Genomic DNA, 14,496 nt, shown 5'->3' on the forward strand with positions numbered 1-14,496 from the left:
CAGAAAGCTATTGAAAAATATAACCATCTTTTAGGAGGTTTTTTTACATGCAATCTACCGAAGTGAAAAAAAGCAGAGCAGGCATTGATTGTACGCATTATATCAACGGGGAGTATGTGGCGTCCAAAAGCGGCGAAACATTTGAAAACACGAACCCTGCAAATGAAGAAGTACTAGGAAATGTTGCGGTAGGTGGAAAAGAAGACGTGGACGAAGCTGTCCGTGTAGCCAAAAAAGCACTGAAAGGTGAATGGGCGGATATGCCGGACCGCAAGCGTTCAAACGTTATCCGCAAAATTGGTGATTTGATTCTGGAAAGACATGAAGAACTCGCAACATTGGAATCGCTTGATACCGGTAAACCGCTATGGCTATCCAAAAGTGTTGATATCGACCGGGCGGCCAACAACTTCTATTTCTTTGCCGATTATTTGACAACTGTCGGTCAAGAATCATACCAGCAGGATAATAAAGCGATTCATTATGCCGTGCGCAAACCAACAGGCGTTGTCGGTCTGATTAATCCATGGAACCTGCCGTTATTCCTGTTGACATGGAAACTTGCACCGGCACTTGCAGCAGGCAACACAGTTGTTATGAAGCCATCTGAAGTGACACCAATGACAGCAACGGTGTTGACTGAGATCTGTAAAGAAGCAGGCGTTCCTGACGGTGTCGTTAACATGGTGCACGGTTTTGGTGAAACGGGTGCGGCTATTTCGTCACATGAAGATGTTGACGGCATTGCGTTTACCGGTGAAACGGTAACCGGTACAGCGATTATGAAAGCGGCTGCGCCAACACTGAAAAAACTGTCATTTGAGCTTGGCGGCAAAAACCCGAATATAATTTTCGCTGATGCCGATTTGGACGATACGATTGAAACGACAATTAAATCGAGCTTTATTAACCAGGGTGAAGTTTGCTTGTGTGGTTCACGGATCTATGTGGAGCGTCCGATCTATGATGAATTCGTTGAGCGCCTGACAGCCAGAACAAAAGAAATGAAAGTCGGCGACCCGTTTGAGTCAGATACAAATGTTGGCGCCATGGTTAGTGAAGAGCATTACAATAAAGTGCTGAGCTACCTGGATATCGCCAAAGAAGAAGGCGGAACGTTCGAAATCGGCGGCAAAGCGGCTGAAGGATTTGACAAAGGCTATTACATTGAGCCGACGATTATCACCGGTCTTGGAAAAGACTCACGCTGTGTGCGGGAAGAAATTTTCGGCCCGGTTGTCAACATTGTCCCATTCGACACCGAAGAAGAAGTGTTGGAACAAGTGAACGATACGCATTACGGCTTGAGCGCAAGCCTATGGACGACTGATTTCAAACGTGCCCACCGCGTGGCAGGGAAAATTGAAACGGGCATGGTCTGGATTAACACATGGTTCCTGCGTGACCTGCGTACACCGTTCGGCGGCATGAAGCACAGTGGTATCGGCCGTGAAGGCGGTATGCACAGCTTTGATTTCTATTCAGAATTAACAAATATAACGATTAAATTGTAGGAGGTTTTTTCCATGCAGACGGATTCCCGGCCAGATGCAAAACAGCTCGCCGCTCATTTAGCCAAAGCGTGGGAAGAGCACGTTGGGGTCCAGCCAGTTACTGAGCTGGATCCCGGCCTCTCAATCGATGAGGCGTATCACGTACAGCTGGAAACCATCGACAACCGCACGCGGGACGGTGAATACATTACAGGAAAAAAAATCGGCCTGACATCAAAAGCGATGCAGGAAATGCTTGGGGTCGATGAACCCGATTACGGGCATTTGCTGAATAAAATGGAAATAGGAAGCGACGGCACCGTTTCGGCCAATCAGGTGCTCCAGCCCAAAGTGGAAGGCGAGATCGCATTTGTTTTAAAAGAAGACTTAAAAGGGCCTGATGTGACAGCACTTGATGTCTTAAAAGCAACAGACGTTATTGTGCCGGCGATTGAAATTGTCGACAGCCGCATCAAAGACTGGAAAATCACCTTGCCTGACACAATTGCCGATAATGCGTCATCAGGGTTATATGTTTTGGGTGATGAACCACGTAAAATTGAAGATGTTGACATCAAGCAAATCGGCATGGCGTTATTTAAAAACGGCAAGCTGGAAAATACAGGTGTCGGTGCTGCGGCATTAGGCGATCCTGCCAAATGTGTCGCATGGCTTGCGAACAAACTGGCCGATTACGATATCCACTTAAAAGCAGGCGAAGTGATTCTTTCGGGTGCATTGTCGGCGGCTGTGGAAGCTGAACCCGGCGACGAATTCCGCGTAAAATTTTCGGATCTTGGTGAACTGACAGTTAAATTTGAAAGCGTTTGATTGGTAATGGACTTTTTAAAGGAGGGATAGTTGTGAGTAAATTAAAGGTTGGTATTATCGGCACGGGCAACATTGGCTCAGACCTGATGGTAAAGCTGTCAAAATCTGAGTCACTCGAGCTGAAGGCTGTCATGGGGGTTGACCCTGAATCAAGAGGGATGCGCCATGCGAAGGAATTAGGCGTTAACGTTTTTGACAATGGGATTGACGGCTTAAAAGATTACCCGGATTTGGTTGATATCGTGTTTGACGCAACGAGTGCCAAAGCACATTTGCACAATAATGAGGCGGCACAGGAAATGGGCATCCAGATGCTCGACTTAACACCGGCAGCAATTGGACCGTTCATCGTTCCGACTGTCAATCTTGGCGAAAACCTTGAAGCAAAAAACGTCAACTTGATTACGTGCGGCGGCCAGGCGACGATCCCGATTGTGCATGCTATTCAGCAGGTGGCCACGGTCGACTACGCTGAAATTGTCGCAACGATTTCGAGTAAAAGTGCCGGACCAGGCACACGGGCAAATATTGATGAATTTACCGAAACAACGGCAAAAGGGATCGAGCAAGTCGGTGGCGCGAAAAAAGGTAAAGCGATCATCATTCTGAATCCGGCCGAACCGCCGATTATGATGCGCGATACGGTACACGCGATCGTCGATGAAGCGGAACTCGATGAAAAAGCCATCACTGAATCGGTACAGAAGATGGCCGATAAAGTGCAGTCGTATGTGCCTGGTTATCATTTAAGGACAGAACCAATTTTTGACGGCAATAAGGTGTCTGTATTCCTGGAAATTGAAGGCGCCGGCCATTATTTGCCGAAATATGCCGGTAACCTCGATATTATGACGTCCGCTGCAGTTAAAGTGGCCGAAGAATTCGCAAACGAAAAAGCAGCGAAAACAGTCGAACAATCTTAAGAAGGAGGGAAAACCATGAGCAATGAACTTGATATTAAATTGACAGAAGTGGCGCTTCGCGACGGCAGTCACGCGATCAGCCACCAATATACCGTTGAGCAAGTGACAAACGTTACGAAAGCATTGAATGAAGCGCGTGTCCCGTATATCGAAGTAACACACGGTGACGGTCTTGGCGGCTCCTCACTGCAGTATGGAATGTCATTGACCGACGAATTGAAATTAATTGAAGCCGCCGTTTCGGTTGCGGATTTTTCCAAAATTGCTGTGCTGCTTTTGCCGGGCATCGGCACCATTGAAAATTTAAAAGAAGCAGCAAATCTCGGTGCGAAAATGGCCCGTGTGGCAACGCATGTCACTGAAGCGGATGTATCCAAACAGCACATTGAAACCGCGAAAGAACTCGGCATGGAAACGGTCGGCTTTTTAATGATGAGTCATATGGCACCGGTTGAAAAACTTGTTGAACAAGCTAAGTTAATGGAAAGTTATGGTGCTGATACCGTCTACATGGTGGACTCAGCAGGCGCGCTTTTGCCGCATGAAGTACGTGAACGCACCAAAGCGCTGAAACAAGCGTTATCCTGTAACGTCGGTTTCCACGGTCACAACAACTTATCCGTGGCGATGGGCAATACACTGGCGGCGATTGAAGAAGGTGCAACACGCATTGACGGCAGCATGCGCTGTCTTGGAGCAGGTGCCGGCAATACACAAACGGAAGTACTGGTCGCTGTTCTTGAGAAAATGGGTATTAAAACCGGTGTCGACGTCTATAAAATGATGGACATCGCTGAAGATATCGTGGCACCGATTCTTCCGAAGCCTCAGGAAATCGACCGTGATAGCTTGACAATGGGCTATGCCGGTGTTTATTCAAGCTTCTTGCTGCATGCTAACCGTGCATCGAAGAAATTTGGAGTCGATTCACGCGATATTTTAATGGAGCTTGGCAGACGCGAGATTGTCGGCGGGCAGGAAGACATGATTATTGATGTCGCGGCGGAGCTTGCCGGCAAAGAAAAAGCAGCAACGTAGAACGATTGGCTAGGGGGACTGAGTAATGGACGAAACATTGATTAATAAACTGACAGACTATGTTTATAACGCAGAAAAAGAAAAACGTGAAATCGTTAAAATAACGGCTGAATTGTATCCCGAATTGACGATTGATGAAGCATACCTCGTTCAGGAAGAACTTATTCGCAGGAAACAGAACGACGGCCTTTCAATCGTTGGTCCGAAGATGGGGATCACGAGTGAAGCGAAAATGAAACAGATGAACGTCGATAATCCAATTTACGGCTATGTTTTTGACAATATGGTCGTAGCTGAAGGCGACACGATCGCACTATCAGACTATATTCATCCAAAAGTAGAGCCTGAAATTGGATTTGTGCTCAAGCGGGATCTGGAAGGTCCGAACGTGACGGCACTCGACGTATTGCGGTCGACGGAGTATGTGTTCCCGGCGATTGAAATCATCGACAGCCGTTATGAAAATTTTAATTTCACGCTGCCTGATGTTGTTGCCGATAATACATCAGCAGCTGGTGCGGTCTTCGGTACGTCTCTGAAAACGCCGGATCAGCTGGAGTTGGATGTGGTCGGTGTCACCTTATCGATTAACGGCGAAGTGAAATCGCTCGGAGCAGGGGCTGCCGTGTTGAGTCACCCGGCAAACTCGATTGCAAGTCTGGCTAACATGCTCGCTGAAAAAGGTGAAAAAGTTAAAGCCGGCCAGCCGATTTTATCCGGGGGCATTACCGCAGCCGTCAGACTGTCTGAAGGTGATTTTGTCAACGTCAAATGCGGCGGTCTTGGTGATGTATCTTTTTTCGTGAAGTAATAAAAGTTATGCCGATGTAGCGTTTAGACGATTGGAGGTGACGTATTTGCCACTGGTCAACATTCAGATTATGGAAGGCCGCTCACAGGAAAAGATTGATACATTAATGCAAAACGTGACAGAAACCGTCAGTGAGTCACTCGACGCACCGAAAAAAAACGTTCGGGTAATCGTTCACGAGGTACCAAAAACCCACTGGTCAATCGGTGGAACGAGTGCTAAGGATTTGGGACGGTGAAGTGAATCTTCAATCACAGGCGGAGTTCACTTCACCGCCTGCGATTGTTAGATGAACAGAATCGGACATTTACTGATAGTTAACCCCCTTTAATCTCCATTTTATATTCGATCATTTGAGGCGGGGTCTTACTTCCAGTTACACATGGGATAAATAAAATTAAGATTTTGGTCCGAAAAATAAAAAAGTTTTTACTTTGTTGCTTATAGAGGAACTGAAAGCTTTTCTTTTTAATCGTGATTTTTTATAATACAAATAATTGTAGTAAAAAAGTCACGATAATTTTTGTGGTCAATGAAAGCGGTTACCTTTATTGAACGTTATTAATTAAGCGGGAGGAATAAGAATGGTATTATCAAACGTTAAAAAAGAAGTAGAGTTGACAGAACTTGATTTAAAATTGTCGAATATTGCGCATATAGGGCATGCATCCATTTTTGTGACCGATATGGAGAAATCGATATGGTTTTTCACAGAATTGCTTGGTCTTCATGTAACTGCAGTTCAGGGCGGAAAGGCATATTTAAGAGCCTGGCAGGATTGGGACCACCATACATTAGTTCTCATTCAGTCTGATAAATCAGGATTAGATCATTTTGGATGGCGAGTAGACTCAGAAAAATCTCTATTTGCGTTTGAAAAAACACTTAAAGATTCAGGTGTTGACTATAAATGGGTAGGGGGAGGCAATGAACTTGGTCAGGGCGATGCAATTAAATTTTATAGTCCCTCAGGAATTCCTGTAGAACTATATTGGGAGATGGAAATGTATTCTGATCCGGAGACAGCATCCAAACTACCAAGCCACCCAATGAAGTATACTGGAAAAGGTGCGGCACCGCGACGTTTTGATCATGTGAATGTAATGGTTAATGACGTGGCTAAAGAACAGGAATGGTGGACAAATCTTTTGGGTATTCACCACCGTTATTACATCCAAAATGAAGACAATGTGCGATTGGGTTCATGGTTAAGTAAGACTAACATTGCGCACGAAATTGCTTTAATGCGAAACGCAAATCAAACCGGAACACTATTGCACCATGTGGCTTATTTCCTCGATTCTCCAGATGAATTATTGAGGGCCTTAAATATAATGGCAGAAAATGATATTAAAATAGAATGGGGACCTGGGAAACATGGAACAAGCGGAGCGCAATTCTTGTATGCTTTTGAACCTTCCGGAAATCGAATTGAATTATGGACAGGCGGCATGTTGATATTTGCCCCGGATTGGAAACCCATTGAGTGGCAATCTGGAACTGGCCAGTTTGGTCTGGATATGTGGGGAAGTACTCCACCGGAAAGTTATTTGACTTATGGGACTGAAATAAATAAATAGATTAGTATTGAAGTCGAGCTAATAGAAAGGGGATATTCATTGTCTCGAAAACATATACGGATTGATTTTCACACACACATTATCCCAGAAAAATTACCTGATTTAGCTGCGAAATATGGAGATAATCGATTTCCAATATTGCAAAAGACCTGCAGTTGTGGAGCCAAAATTATTAGAGAAGGTAAAACATTCAGGGAAATAACAGATCAAGCATGGGACCCTGAAAAACGTATTAAAGATATGGATAAAGAAGGGGTGGACATACAGGTCCTATCCCCGATTCCAGTGACCCTCTCCTATTGGTCAGCTCCTGAAGCAGGTATGGAATTTTCAAAATTGCAAAATGATTTCATTGCATCAGTAGCAAAAAAGTATCCTGATAGATTTATTGGTATGGGTACAGTGCCGTTGCAAGAAACTGAATTGGCAATAAACGAAATGGAAAGAGCAGTTAAAGAACTTGGGTTAAATGGGGTTCAGATAGGCTCCAATGTAAATGGATTGAATTTGGATGATAGCTCTCTATACCCATTTTTTAAAGCTGCAGAAGAGTTGAATGTTCCACTTTTTGTCCATCCTTGGGCTACTCTTGGAAAAGAACGACTGCATAAATTTAATTCCATGTATACGGTTGGGATGCCCTCTGAAACAGCTTTAGCTGCTGGAAGTCTGATAATGAGCGGAGTTCTTGAAAATCTTCCTGCTCTAAAGGTTTGTTTTGCACATGGCGGGGGGGCCTTGCCCTATATACTTCCAAGAATGGACAAGGGATGGGAAGTATGGCCTGATACGAGACAAACAGAGAAACCGCCAAGTTTCTATGCGAAAAAATTATACTATGATTCGTTAGTATATGACCCGGCGAATTTAAAATTTATGATTGATCGTTTTGGAACAAAGCAGATAATAGCTGGATCTGACTATCCTTTTTTGCTGCGAGAAAAGCCGGTCGGGGAAGTTATCGATAATTTGAATAATCTGTCGATAGAAGACAAAGAGGTTATGCTTGGAAAAAATGCTTTGGATTTTCTTGGGTTGAGTGAAATAGTGAAAACTTAATAAATTAAAAGGAGGAATTTTAATGAAAAAAACAAAGGGCTTGTTGTTTGTAATTCTCATTTTCGCCGGATTAACTTTAAGTGCTTGTGGCGATGATGGTACCGCGGAAAGCGCCTCTGATGAGGACGAAGGAAAAACTTATGAATTTAAAATGTCTTATGTCACACAGACAGGCCATATCTGGCACAAATTTGCAGAAAAATTTGCCGAGGAATTAGACGCTAAATCTGATGGCAGAATGACTCTTGATCTCTATCCTGCTGCACAGTTAGGTCCCGAGGCGGATATGGTACAGCAGTTGGAAAGCGGCTCACTTGATTTTGCTGTACTTACTGTACCGTATTTAAGCACGCGATTTCCGGAGTTAGATGCATGGAATATGCCTTTCTTATTCGAGGATTTGGAAGCTTCCCTGGCTGCTCAAGATACTGAACCCGCACAAGATATGTTGGGTTTACTGGAAGAACAAGGTCTTAGAGGGATGGATTATTTCTTTGCAGCAAATCATAATTTGCTTGTCAATGGAGACCCGATAACTTCATTAGATGATGTTGACGGACGAAAATTGCGTTTTACTGGCGGGGAGTCGGTTCTTGATTTTTGGGAAGGACTTGGGGCAAGCCCGATTGCAATGGGGCTACCTGAAGTATATAACGCTATGCAAACGGGTGTCATAGAAGGTGTGTCTGTTGATACTAACCCGATGCTCTCTGAGAAATATCATGAAATCGGTGAGAATTATGTATTAACTAATCATATGGCTTTTGGGGGAATAGTAACTGGAAGCCAGTCAAATTATGAAAACATGCCAAAAGGGGATCAGGAAATCTTAAATGAAGCATTGTCAGAAGCTGTACAATGGGGCGAGGAAAAAATTGTAGCAGATGAAGATGATAATTTGAAAGAATTAGAAGATTTGGTTAACGTTATTGAATTGAAGAACCGTGAAGAGTTTATTGAGGAAGCAGAAAAAATGTATGAAAAATACTCCGAGAAGAATGAATTAATTAAAAAATTCATTGAAGAAGTGAGGGAGCAGTAATTTCATAATAGGTTGTCTCAGGGAGGGACAGAATTCTGTTTGAGACAACCTTTTCTATTTCTACTATGGAGGAATTGTCATGTCAGGGAAACTAAAAGGAAAGACTGCATTAGTGACCGGAGCTTCAAGTGGACTCGGACTAGCAGATGTTATAGAGTTTGTAAAAGAAGAAGCAGAAAAAATTTATATGGTCAGCAACAATATTCACAATCTAAAAGAAGCTTCCTCAGTAGTTAAAGAATATGGAGACTCTGAAATCATTACGCATAAACTGGACGTTACTGATGAAGTGGGATGGAAAATACTTTCTGAGCAAATATCCAGTGAAACTGGAAGATTGGATGTGCTTGTAAATAATGCGGGCATAAATAAAAGAGATTCTTTTCAAGAGTGTACGTTGGAAGATTGGAATCGTATCATAGCTGTGAACCAAACAGGTGTATTTCTTGGAATGAAGTATTGTTTGGAATTACTAAAGAACTCTGATCACGGATCCGTTATAAATTTATCCTCAATTACTGGTGAAACGGGCTATTTTGCGGCAGCATATACTGCTTCAAAGTGGGCTGTAAGAGGGATGACAAAGTCTGCAGCTGTTGAATTTGGCAAGTGGAAAATCAGAGTAAACTCTGTTCATCCTGGCTTTATCAAGACTCCGCTAAATGACTCCATTTCAGATTTGATTAATGAATCAAATCATATGACCCCCTTGGGGAGAGCTGGAGAAGCAGAGGAGATTGCCAAGGCAGTAACTTTTCTTGCTTCAGAAGATTCTTCCTATTTGACAGGATCTGAGATTATTGCAGACGGGGGATTAACATCAGGCGGGCAATTTAAACCGATTGCAGAACAATTCGGAGTTTATTAAAGGGGGAGGACGATAGTGAATCTTAGCAAGGTTATAAGCAATGTGATTTTTAAATTTGAAAAGTTGTTAGTTATAATTTTAATACCTATTATGTTAATAGCTATGGTGTTGGATATATTTTTTCGTTATTTCCTTAGCTCACCTTTGATGTGGGGGCAAGAGTTAGCCCTCTATTCTTTTGTTTGGACTAGTTTTATTGGTGCCAGCATGAGTATTAAATCCAAAGGGGCAGTTGCTGTAACTGTATTAGTTGATCGAATCAATACGAAATTAAGCAACGCTTTAATTGCTATTGGTCTCTTTGTCTCAACTGTATTCTCTATCTATATTTTCTATTTATCTATAAACTGGATTACCAATCCAACAATTTTTCTCCAAACATCAGTTACGACGCAAACGCCGATGATTTATATGTATATGAGTATACCCGTAAGTCTGCTTTTTATGACCATACACTTCATCAACTGGTTATTCGAAGCATTGCGCTCTGTAAAGAATGGGAAGGTGATTGAATGACCATTACAATATTAATCTTTGTCTTATTGTTGCTCATAAGAGTTCCTATAGCAATTGTTCTTGGTATATCCGGGATAGTTCTTCTTATAGTCAGTGGGAACATAGATGTGGTTATAAATTCCCCTCAACGATTATTTTCTTCACTTGAAAGTTATAGTCTCCTGGCAATTCCCTTATTTATGCTTGCCGGTGAAATAATGAACACCGGGGGAATTACAACTAGACTTATTACTTTTGCTCAAAAATTTGTGGGCCACTTTAGGGGAGGATTAGCATATGTAAATATTGTTGCCAACACTTTTTTGGCATCTATTATTGGGTCTGCTGCAGCACAGATAGCAATGATGACGAAAATAATGGTACCGGCAATGGAAAAAGAAGGTTATAAACGTGAATTTGGCGCAGTAACAACAGCTTCCGCAGGGATGTTAGGGCCAATTATTCCGCCAAGTATGCTTTTCATTATTTATGGAGCTACTTCTGGATCTTCAATTGGAGATATGTTCTTAGCAGGGGTTATTCCCGGAGTCTTAATTTCTTTAGGTTTTATATTACTAATTGCATATATCGGATATAAGCAAAATTTTCCCTCAACTAGAAAAGCTTCCTGGAGCGAACGAGGTAAATCTTTTTTACAAATTTTGCCTGCATTGCTGGTTCCAGGAATTCTGATATGGGGTATTGTGAGTGGTGTTTTTACTCCGACAGAATCTGCAGGGATTGCTTGTGTAATCGCATTGGTTGTCAGCTTCTTTTTTTATAAAGATATTAGTTTAAAATTGTTACCTGAAATTATGGTAAATACAGCAATATCCACTGCGATTGTAACACTACTTATAGCGATGGGTAACATTTTTGGGTGGGCGATGACTTTTGAGCGTGTACCTCAATTAATAGCTGAATGGATGACAACAATAACTAGTAATCCTATTATTTTCTTGCTCCTGGTTAATATATTGTTTCTACTTCTGGGCATGGTGATTGAAGGAATTGCCTTAATTATCATTTTAACACCGATTTTTGTACCGATATTACCAGCCTTCGATATAGATCCTATTCATTTTGGAGTGCTTATTTGTCTGAACGTTACGGTTGGTATATTAACTCCTCCTGTTGGTTCAGGTTTATTCATAGCTACTTCATTAGGAAATGTGAGGTTGGAGAATTTTATAAAAGCACTCTGGCCTTTTGTATTGGTTGCGGTGCTTGTCTTACTGCTTGTTACATTTATACCGCAGCTTACACTATGGATCCCGTCTTTTTCGGAATAGATTTAGGTCGATAAAAAGGAGATATTCTTATAAAAATTTTTATTTTTGTTGCTTATAACGGAACTGGACCGTTTTATTTTAATTGAGATTAGCCTATTATAAAAATTAAGAAATATTTTTCAATATAATTTGGCTGGCTCAATTTTTTTAGAAGTTGATGAAAACGTTATCACCAAAGACTTTTATTTATCACAAGGGGGAGTTTATAGTGAAAGAACAAGAATTACTGCAAGAGTTAAAACAGTTTGATGTTGCGCAGTTGGCGCATGTCGAGATTTTTACACCAGTACCTGACGAGACGTTGTGGTTTTTCAAGGATCTGCTGGGCATGACCGAAGTGGCAAGAGAAGGGCAGTCCGTTTATCTGCGTTCATATGAAGATTATTATCACCATTCATTGAAAGTGACCGAGCGAAATGAACCTGGTCTGGGCCATGTCGGCTGGCGTGCAAGCTCTCCAAATGCCCTCGAACGCCGTGTGAAAGATCTCGAAAAATCCGGTGCCGGCAAGGGCTGGATTGACGGCGACCTCGGCCATGGTGCAGCGTACCAATTTGTTACACCCGACAACCATAACATGGAAATTCTATGGGATGTTGATTATTACCAGTGCAAAGACAATGAAAAAACGGCGCTTAAAAGCCGTCCGCAAAAACGGCCGATCACCGGTATTCCTGTTCGCCGGATTGACCATGTCAATTTAATGTCCAGCAGTGTCAATCGCAATAAAGAACACTTGATGAACGATCTCGGGTTCAATTTGCGTGAACACGTTGTAAAAAGTGATGGTGACGAAATCGGTGCTTGGTTGAGTGTCAGCCCGCTTGTGCATGAAATTGCATATATGAAAGATGCCACAACATCCGAACAGGGGCTTGGCCGATTGCACCACTTAGCATTCTGGTATGGCTTCCCGCAACATCTGCACGATTTGTCTGATGTATTAACGGAACACGGCATCAAAATTGAAGCAGGCCCGCTGAAGCATGGCGTTTCCCAGGCACTGTGCATGTACGTCATCGAGCCGGGCGGCAACCGTGTCGAACTATTCGGCGACTCAGGGTATTTGATTTTCGATCCGGACTGGGAGCCGCTTAAATGGAATGAAGATGAAGTGGAGCAAGCGATCATCCATTATGGCGCACCACTGCCGGACAGTTACTTCAAATACGGTACACCAAACGTAAAAGCACCGGTGAAAAACTAAAATAGAACGCTCGAGCTTAAAGAAGTGATCATTGAATGGTTGATGATCACTTTTTTATTTTGGTGATAAAACTATTAATCTTACAGCATATCATGTAATATATAGTGAAGTAATTTTTGTAATCATCATAGCTGAAGACAACGGAGGATAAACAATGGCAACGAAAATACATAAACCATGGCTGCTTGTCTTAACAGTCGGACTGGGCACCTTGCTTAATCCGTTAAATTCATCAATGATATCCGTGGCGTTAACGCGGCTGCAGGAAGCATTTGCTTTATCATTTGCTGATGCCTCCTGGCTGATTTCGATATTTTATCTGGCGAGTGCCGCCGGGCAGCCTGTCATGGGCAAGCTGAGTGATATGTTCGGGCCAAAACGCTTGTTCATGGCGGGGCTCATCTTGGTGGCGGGCGCATCAGTATTGGCGCCGCTTTCACCAAATTTTCCCGTGCTTCTGGCATGCCGGGCACTTCAAGCCATCGGAAGTTCAACCTTGTTTCCAAGCGGGATGAGCATGGTCCGTGCCCATATTACAAAAAAGCAAGGAAGAGCGTTGGCCGTTTTGGCTATCTTTTCAACAACATCAGCAGCATTCGGTCCGTCAATTGGCGGTTTTTTAATCGGGGCATGGGATTGGCAGTCAATTTTTCTCATTAACTTCCCGTTTATCATCATATCGTTTACACTGGCTTTGTTTATATTGCCGAACACTGGTCAGGGAAAAATTGACATCAAGCGAATCGATTTTGTGGGCATTATTCTATTCATAGCATTTACGACCGGGATGATTCTGTTTATTTTATCATTGAATGGCAGCATACGCTGGTGGGCGTTCGTCCTCTTTGTTTTCGGCGGTGTCGCTTTTTATATGTTTGAACAAAAACAAAGCGAGCCATTCATTGATACGAAAAGCTTAACGAGAAATCGGAACTCTTTGGCCGTCTATATTCAATTTATGACGATCAACCTCATCTATTATTGTTATTTTTACGGGTTTCCGACTTTCCTGCAACAAGTGAAGGGTTACAGTGAAGAAAATACCGGGCTGATTATGCTGACACTTGCCGGCTTCGGGGTCGTAACAGCTCCAATCGCCGGACGGCTTATCGACCGGTACGGGTCAAAATTACCGCTGATTATCGGCGCGTCTGTATTGTTGAGCGGCACAGCGCTCGTCCTTACGTATCAAACGACCTCGCCAATTATCTGGCTGATGATCATCATGTCGCTTATCGGTATGAGCCAGGGTTTTAATAATATTTCGACCCAGACCGCCCTTTACGAAAACGTAAGCCGGGAAGAAACGGGCTCTGCGTCAGGGCTTTATCAGACGAGCCGTTATGTCGGCGCGATTTTATCTTCAAGTCTGCTCGGCTTGACGTTTAACGACCATATGGATTTAGCCCACCTGCACTTAGTTGCACTGATTTGCCTTATGTTTTGTCTCGTGGTGCTGGTTTTGGCGATTAAACTTCCGGGGAGGAAGAAGGCAGAAGACGTTGGGTAAGGTGGGTTGTCAGTCACTGACGCTATTTAAGGAAAGCTAGGGGGCTTTAATTCGAGATGCTAGACCGAAATCTCATGCTAAATTTGAGTCAAAGCATCGAAACGAAATGCTGGAGCGTGCCAGTACGAGCGGGGGCGGCATGAAACCGAGCGACAAACAGGCAAGAACGAGCGGGAGCGGCACCGAAACGAGCGAGAAGTGTGCCGAACCGAGCGAGGACGGCGTCAAAACAAGCGAGAAGCGTGTCAGAACGAAGTCAAGTCCATAGTTATGTGTAAATTGGGTTACAAGCTTTCAACCTTTAGTGCTCTTATGTGAATATTGATTTGGCAGGGTATGGGGCCGGC

Annotated in this window: 15 protein-coding genes; all 15 read left to right on the forward strand. The window is 43.2% G+C overall.

What is annotated here, in order from left to right; all coding sequences use genetic code 11:
- Positions 1-47: 47 nt before the first annotated feature.
- The 15 genes from BMZ22_RS15310 to BMZ22_RS17410 all read left to right on the forward strand — a co-directional run bounded on the left by BMZ22_RS15310 (position 48) and on the right by BMZ22_RS17410 (position 14,417).
- Positions 48-1,514 carry an aldehyde dehydrogenase gene (locus tag BMZ22_RS15310; protein WP_090087171.1) on the forward strand — a complete coding sequence of 489 codons (1,467 nt, stop codon included), beginning with the start codon at positions 48-50 and terminating at the stop codon, positions 1,512-1,514.
- A gap of 12 nt (positions 1,515-1,526) precedes the next feature.
- Positions 1,527-2,324: a 2-keto-4-pentenoate hydratase gene (locus tag BMZ22_RS15315; protein ID WP_090087172.1), complete on the forward strand. Its 798-nt coding sequence runs from the start codon at positions 1,527-1,529 to the stop codon at positions 2,322-2,324.
- Between the two features lie 32 nt (positions 2,325-2,356).
- Positions 2,357-3,247, forward strand: a complete 891-nt coding sequence (locus tag BMZ22_RS15320; RefSeq protein WP_090087174.1) for an acetaldehyde dehydrogenase (acetylating) — start codon at positions 2,357-2,359, stop codon at positions 3,245-3,247.
- A gap of 15 nt (positions 3,248-3,262) precedes the next feature.
- The gene (gene dmpG / locus BMZ22_RS15325; protein ID WP_090087176.1) at positions 3,263-4,285 is read left to right on the forward strand and encodes a 4-hydroxy-2-oxovalerate aldolase; all 1,023 of its coding nucleotides are present in this window, start codon (positions 3,263-3,265) and stop codon (positions 4,283-4,285) included.
- A gap of 25 nt (positions 4,286-4,310) precedes the next feature.
- The gene (locus tag BMZ22_RS15330; protein ID WP_090087178.1) at positions 4,311-5,096 is read left to right on the forward strand and encodes a 2-keto-4-pentenoate hydratase; all 786 of its coding nucleotides are present in this window, start codon (positions 4,311-4,313) and stop codon (positions 5,094-5,096) included.
- A 46-nt stretch (positions 5,097-5,142) separates the two neighbouring features.
- Complete coding sequence (locus BMZ22_RS15335; protein ID WP_090087180.1) at positions 5,143-5,334, forward strand: 4-oxalocrotonate tautomerase; 192 nt, start codon at positions 5,143-5,145, stop codon at positions 5,332-5,334.
- Between the two features lie 346 nt (positions 5,335-5,680).
- Positions 5,681-6,676 (forward strand): VOC family protein, encoded by a 996-nt coding sequence (locus BMZ22_RS15340; protein ID WP_090087182.1) that lies wholly within the window; start codon positions 5,681-5,683, stop codon positions 6,674-6,676.
- Between the two features lie 54 nt (positions 6,677-6,730).
- Entirely contained in the window at positions 6,731-7,735 is a 1,005-nt protein-coding gene (locus BMZ22_RS15345; RefSeq protein WP_090087201.1) for an amidohydrolase family protein, read from the forward strand.
- A 22-nt stretch (positions 7,736-7,757) separates the two neighbouring features.
- Positions 7,758-8,777, forward strand: a complete 1,020-nt coding sequence (locus BMZ22_RS15350) for a TRAP transporter substrate-binding protein (protein WP_090087184.1) — start codon at positions 7,758-7,760, stop codon at positions 8,775-8,777.
- Between the two features lie 79 nt (positions 8,778-8,856).
- The gene (locus BMZ22_RS15355; RefSeq protein ID WP_090087186.1) at positions 8,857-9,645 is read left to right on the forward strand and encodes an SDR family NAD(P)-dependent oxidoreductase; all 789 of its coding nucleotides are present in this window, start codon (positions 8,857-8,859) and stop codon (positions 9,643-9,645) included.
- Between the two features lie 15 nt (positions 9,646-9,660).
- The gene (locus BMZ22_RS15360; RefSeq protein WP_090087187.1) at positions 9,661-10,161 is read left to right on the forward strand and encodes a TRAP transporter small permease; all 501 of its coding nucleotides are present in this window, start codon (positions 9,661-9,663) and stop codon (positions 10,159-10,161) included.
- Complete coding sequence (locus tag BMZ22_RS15365) at positions 10,158-11,432, forward strand: TRAP transporter large permease (RefSeq protein ID WP_090087189.1); 1,275 nt, start codon at positions 10,158-10,160, stop codon at positions 11,430-11,432. Before BMZ22_RS15360 ends, BMZ22_RS15365 begins: the two co-directional genes overlap by 4 nt.
- A 208-nt stretch (positions 11,433-11,640) precedes the next feature.
- Complete coding sequence (locus BMZ22_RS15370) at positions 11,641-12,639, forward strand: catechol 2,3-dioxygenase (protein ID WP_245745495.1); 999 nt, start codon at positions 11,641-11,643, stop codon at positions 12,637-12,639.
- A gap of 154 nt (positions 12,640-12,793) precedes the next feature.
- The gene (locus BMZ22_RS15375; RefSeq protein WP_090087191.1) at positions 12,794-14,149 is read left to right on the forward strand and encodes an MFS transporter; all 1,356 of its coding nucleotides are present in this window, start codon (positions 12,794-12,796) and stop codon (positions 14,147-14,149) included.
- Between the two features lie 139 nt (positions 14,150-14,288).
- Complete coding sequence (locus BMZ22_RS17410; RefSeq protein ID WP_281242096.1) at positions 14,289-14,417, forward strand: hypothetical protein; 129 nt, start codon at positions 14,289-14,291, stop codon at positions 14,415-14,417.
- The last annotated feature ends 79 nt before the right edge of the window (positions 14,418-14,496 follow it).

It is taken from the genome of Lentibacillus persicus (assembly GCF_900112705.1).
Lineage (GTDB): Bacteria > Bacillota > Bacilli > Bacillales > Amphibacillaceae > Lentibacillus > Lentibacillus persicus.

Excerpts from the sequence above, each read along its gene's own strand:
- BMZ22_RS15310 (WP_090087171.1), top strand. The coding sequence starts at position 48 with ATGCAATCTACCGAAGTGAAAAAAAGCAGAGCAGGCATTGATTGTACG.
- BMZ22_RS15315 (WP_090087172.1), top strand. The coding sequence starts at position 1,527 with ATGCAGACGGATTCCCGGCCAGATGCAAAACAGCTCGCCGCTCATTTA.
- dmpG (WP_090087176.1), top strand. The coding sequence starts at position 3,263 with ATGAGCAATGAACTTGATATTAAATTGACAGAAGTGGCGCTTCGCGAC.
- BMZ22_RS15330 (WP_090087178.1), top strand. The coding sequence starts at position 4,311 with ATGGACGAAACATTGATTAATAAACTGACAGACTATGTTTATAACGCA.
- BMZ22_RS15340 (WP_090087182.1), top strand. The coding sequence starts at position 5,681 with ATGGTATTATCAAACGTTAAAAAAGAAGTAGAGTTGACAGAACTTGAT.
- BMZ22_RS15350 (WP_090087184.1), top strand. The coding sequence starts at position 7,758 with ATGAAAAAAACAAAGGGCTTGTTGTTTGTAATTCTCATTTTCGCCGGA.
- BMZ22_RS15355 (WP_090087186.1), top strand. The coding sequence starts at position 8,857 with ATGTCAGGGAAACTAAAAGGAAAGACTGCATTAGTGACCGGAGCTTCA.
- BMZ22_RS15365 (WP_090087189.1), top strand. The coding sequence starts at position 10,158 with ATGACCATTACAATATTAATCTTTGTCTTATTGTTGCTCATAAGAGTT.
- BMZ22_RS15375 (WP_090087191.1), top strand. The coding sequence starts at position 12,794 with ATGGCAACGAAAATACATAAACCATGGCTGCTTGTCTTAACAGTCGGA.
- BMZ22_RS17410 (WP_281242096.1), top strand. The coding sequence starts at position 14,289 with ATGAAACCGAGCGACAAACAGGCAAGAACGAGCGGGAGCGGCACCGAA.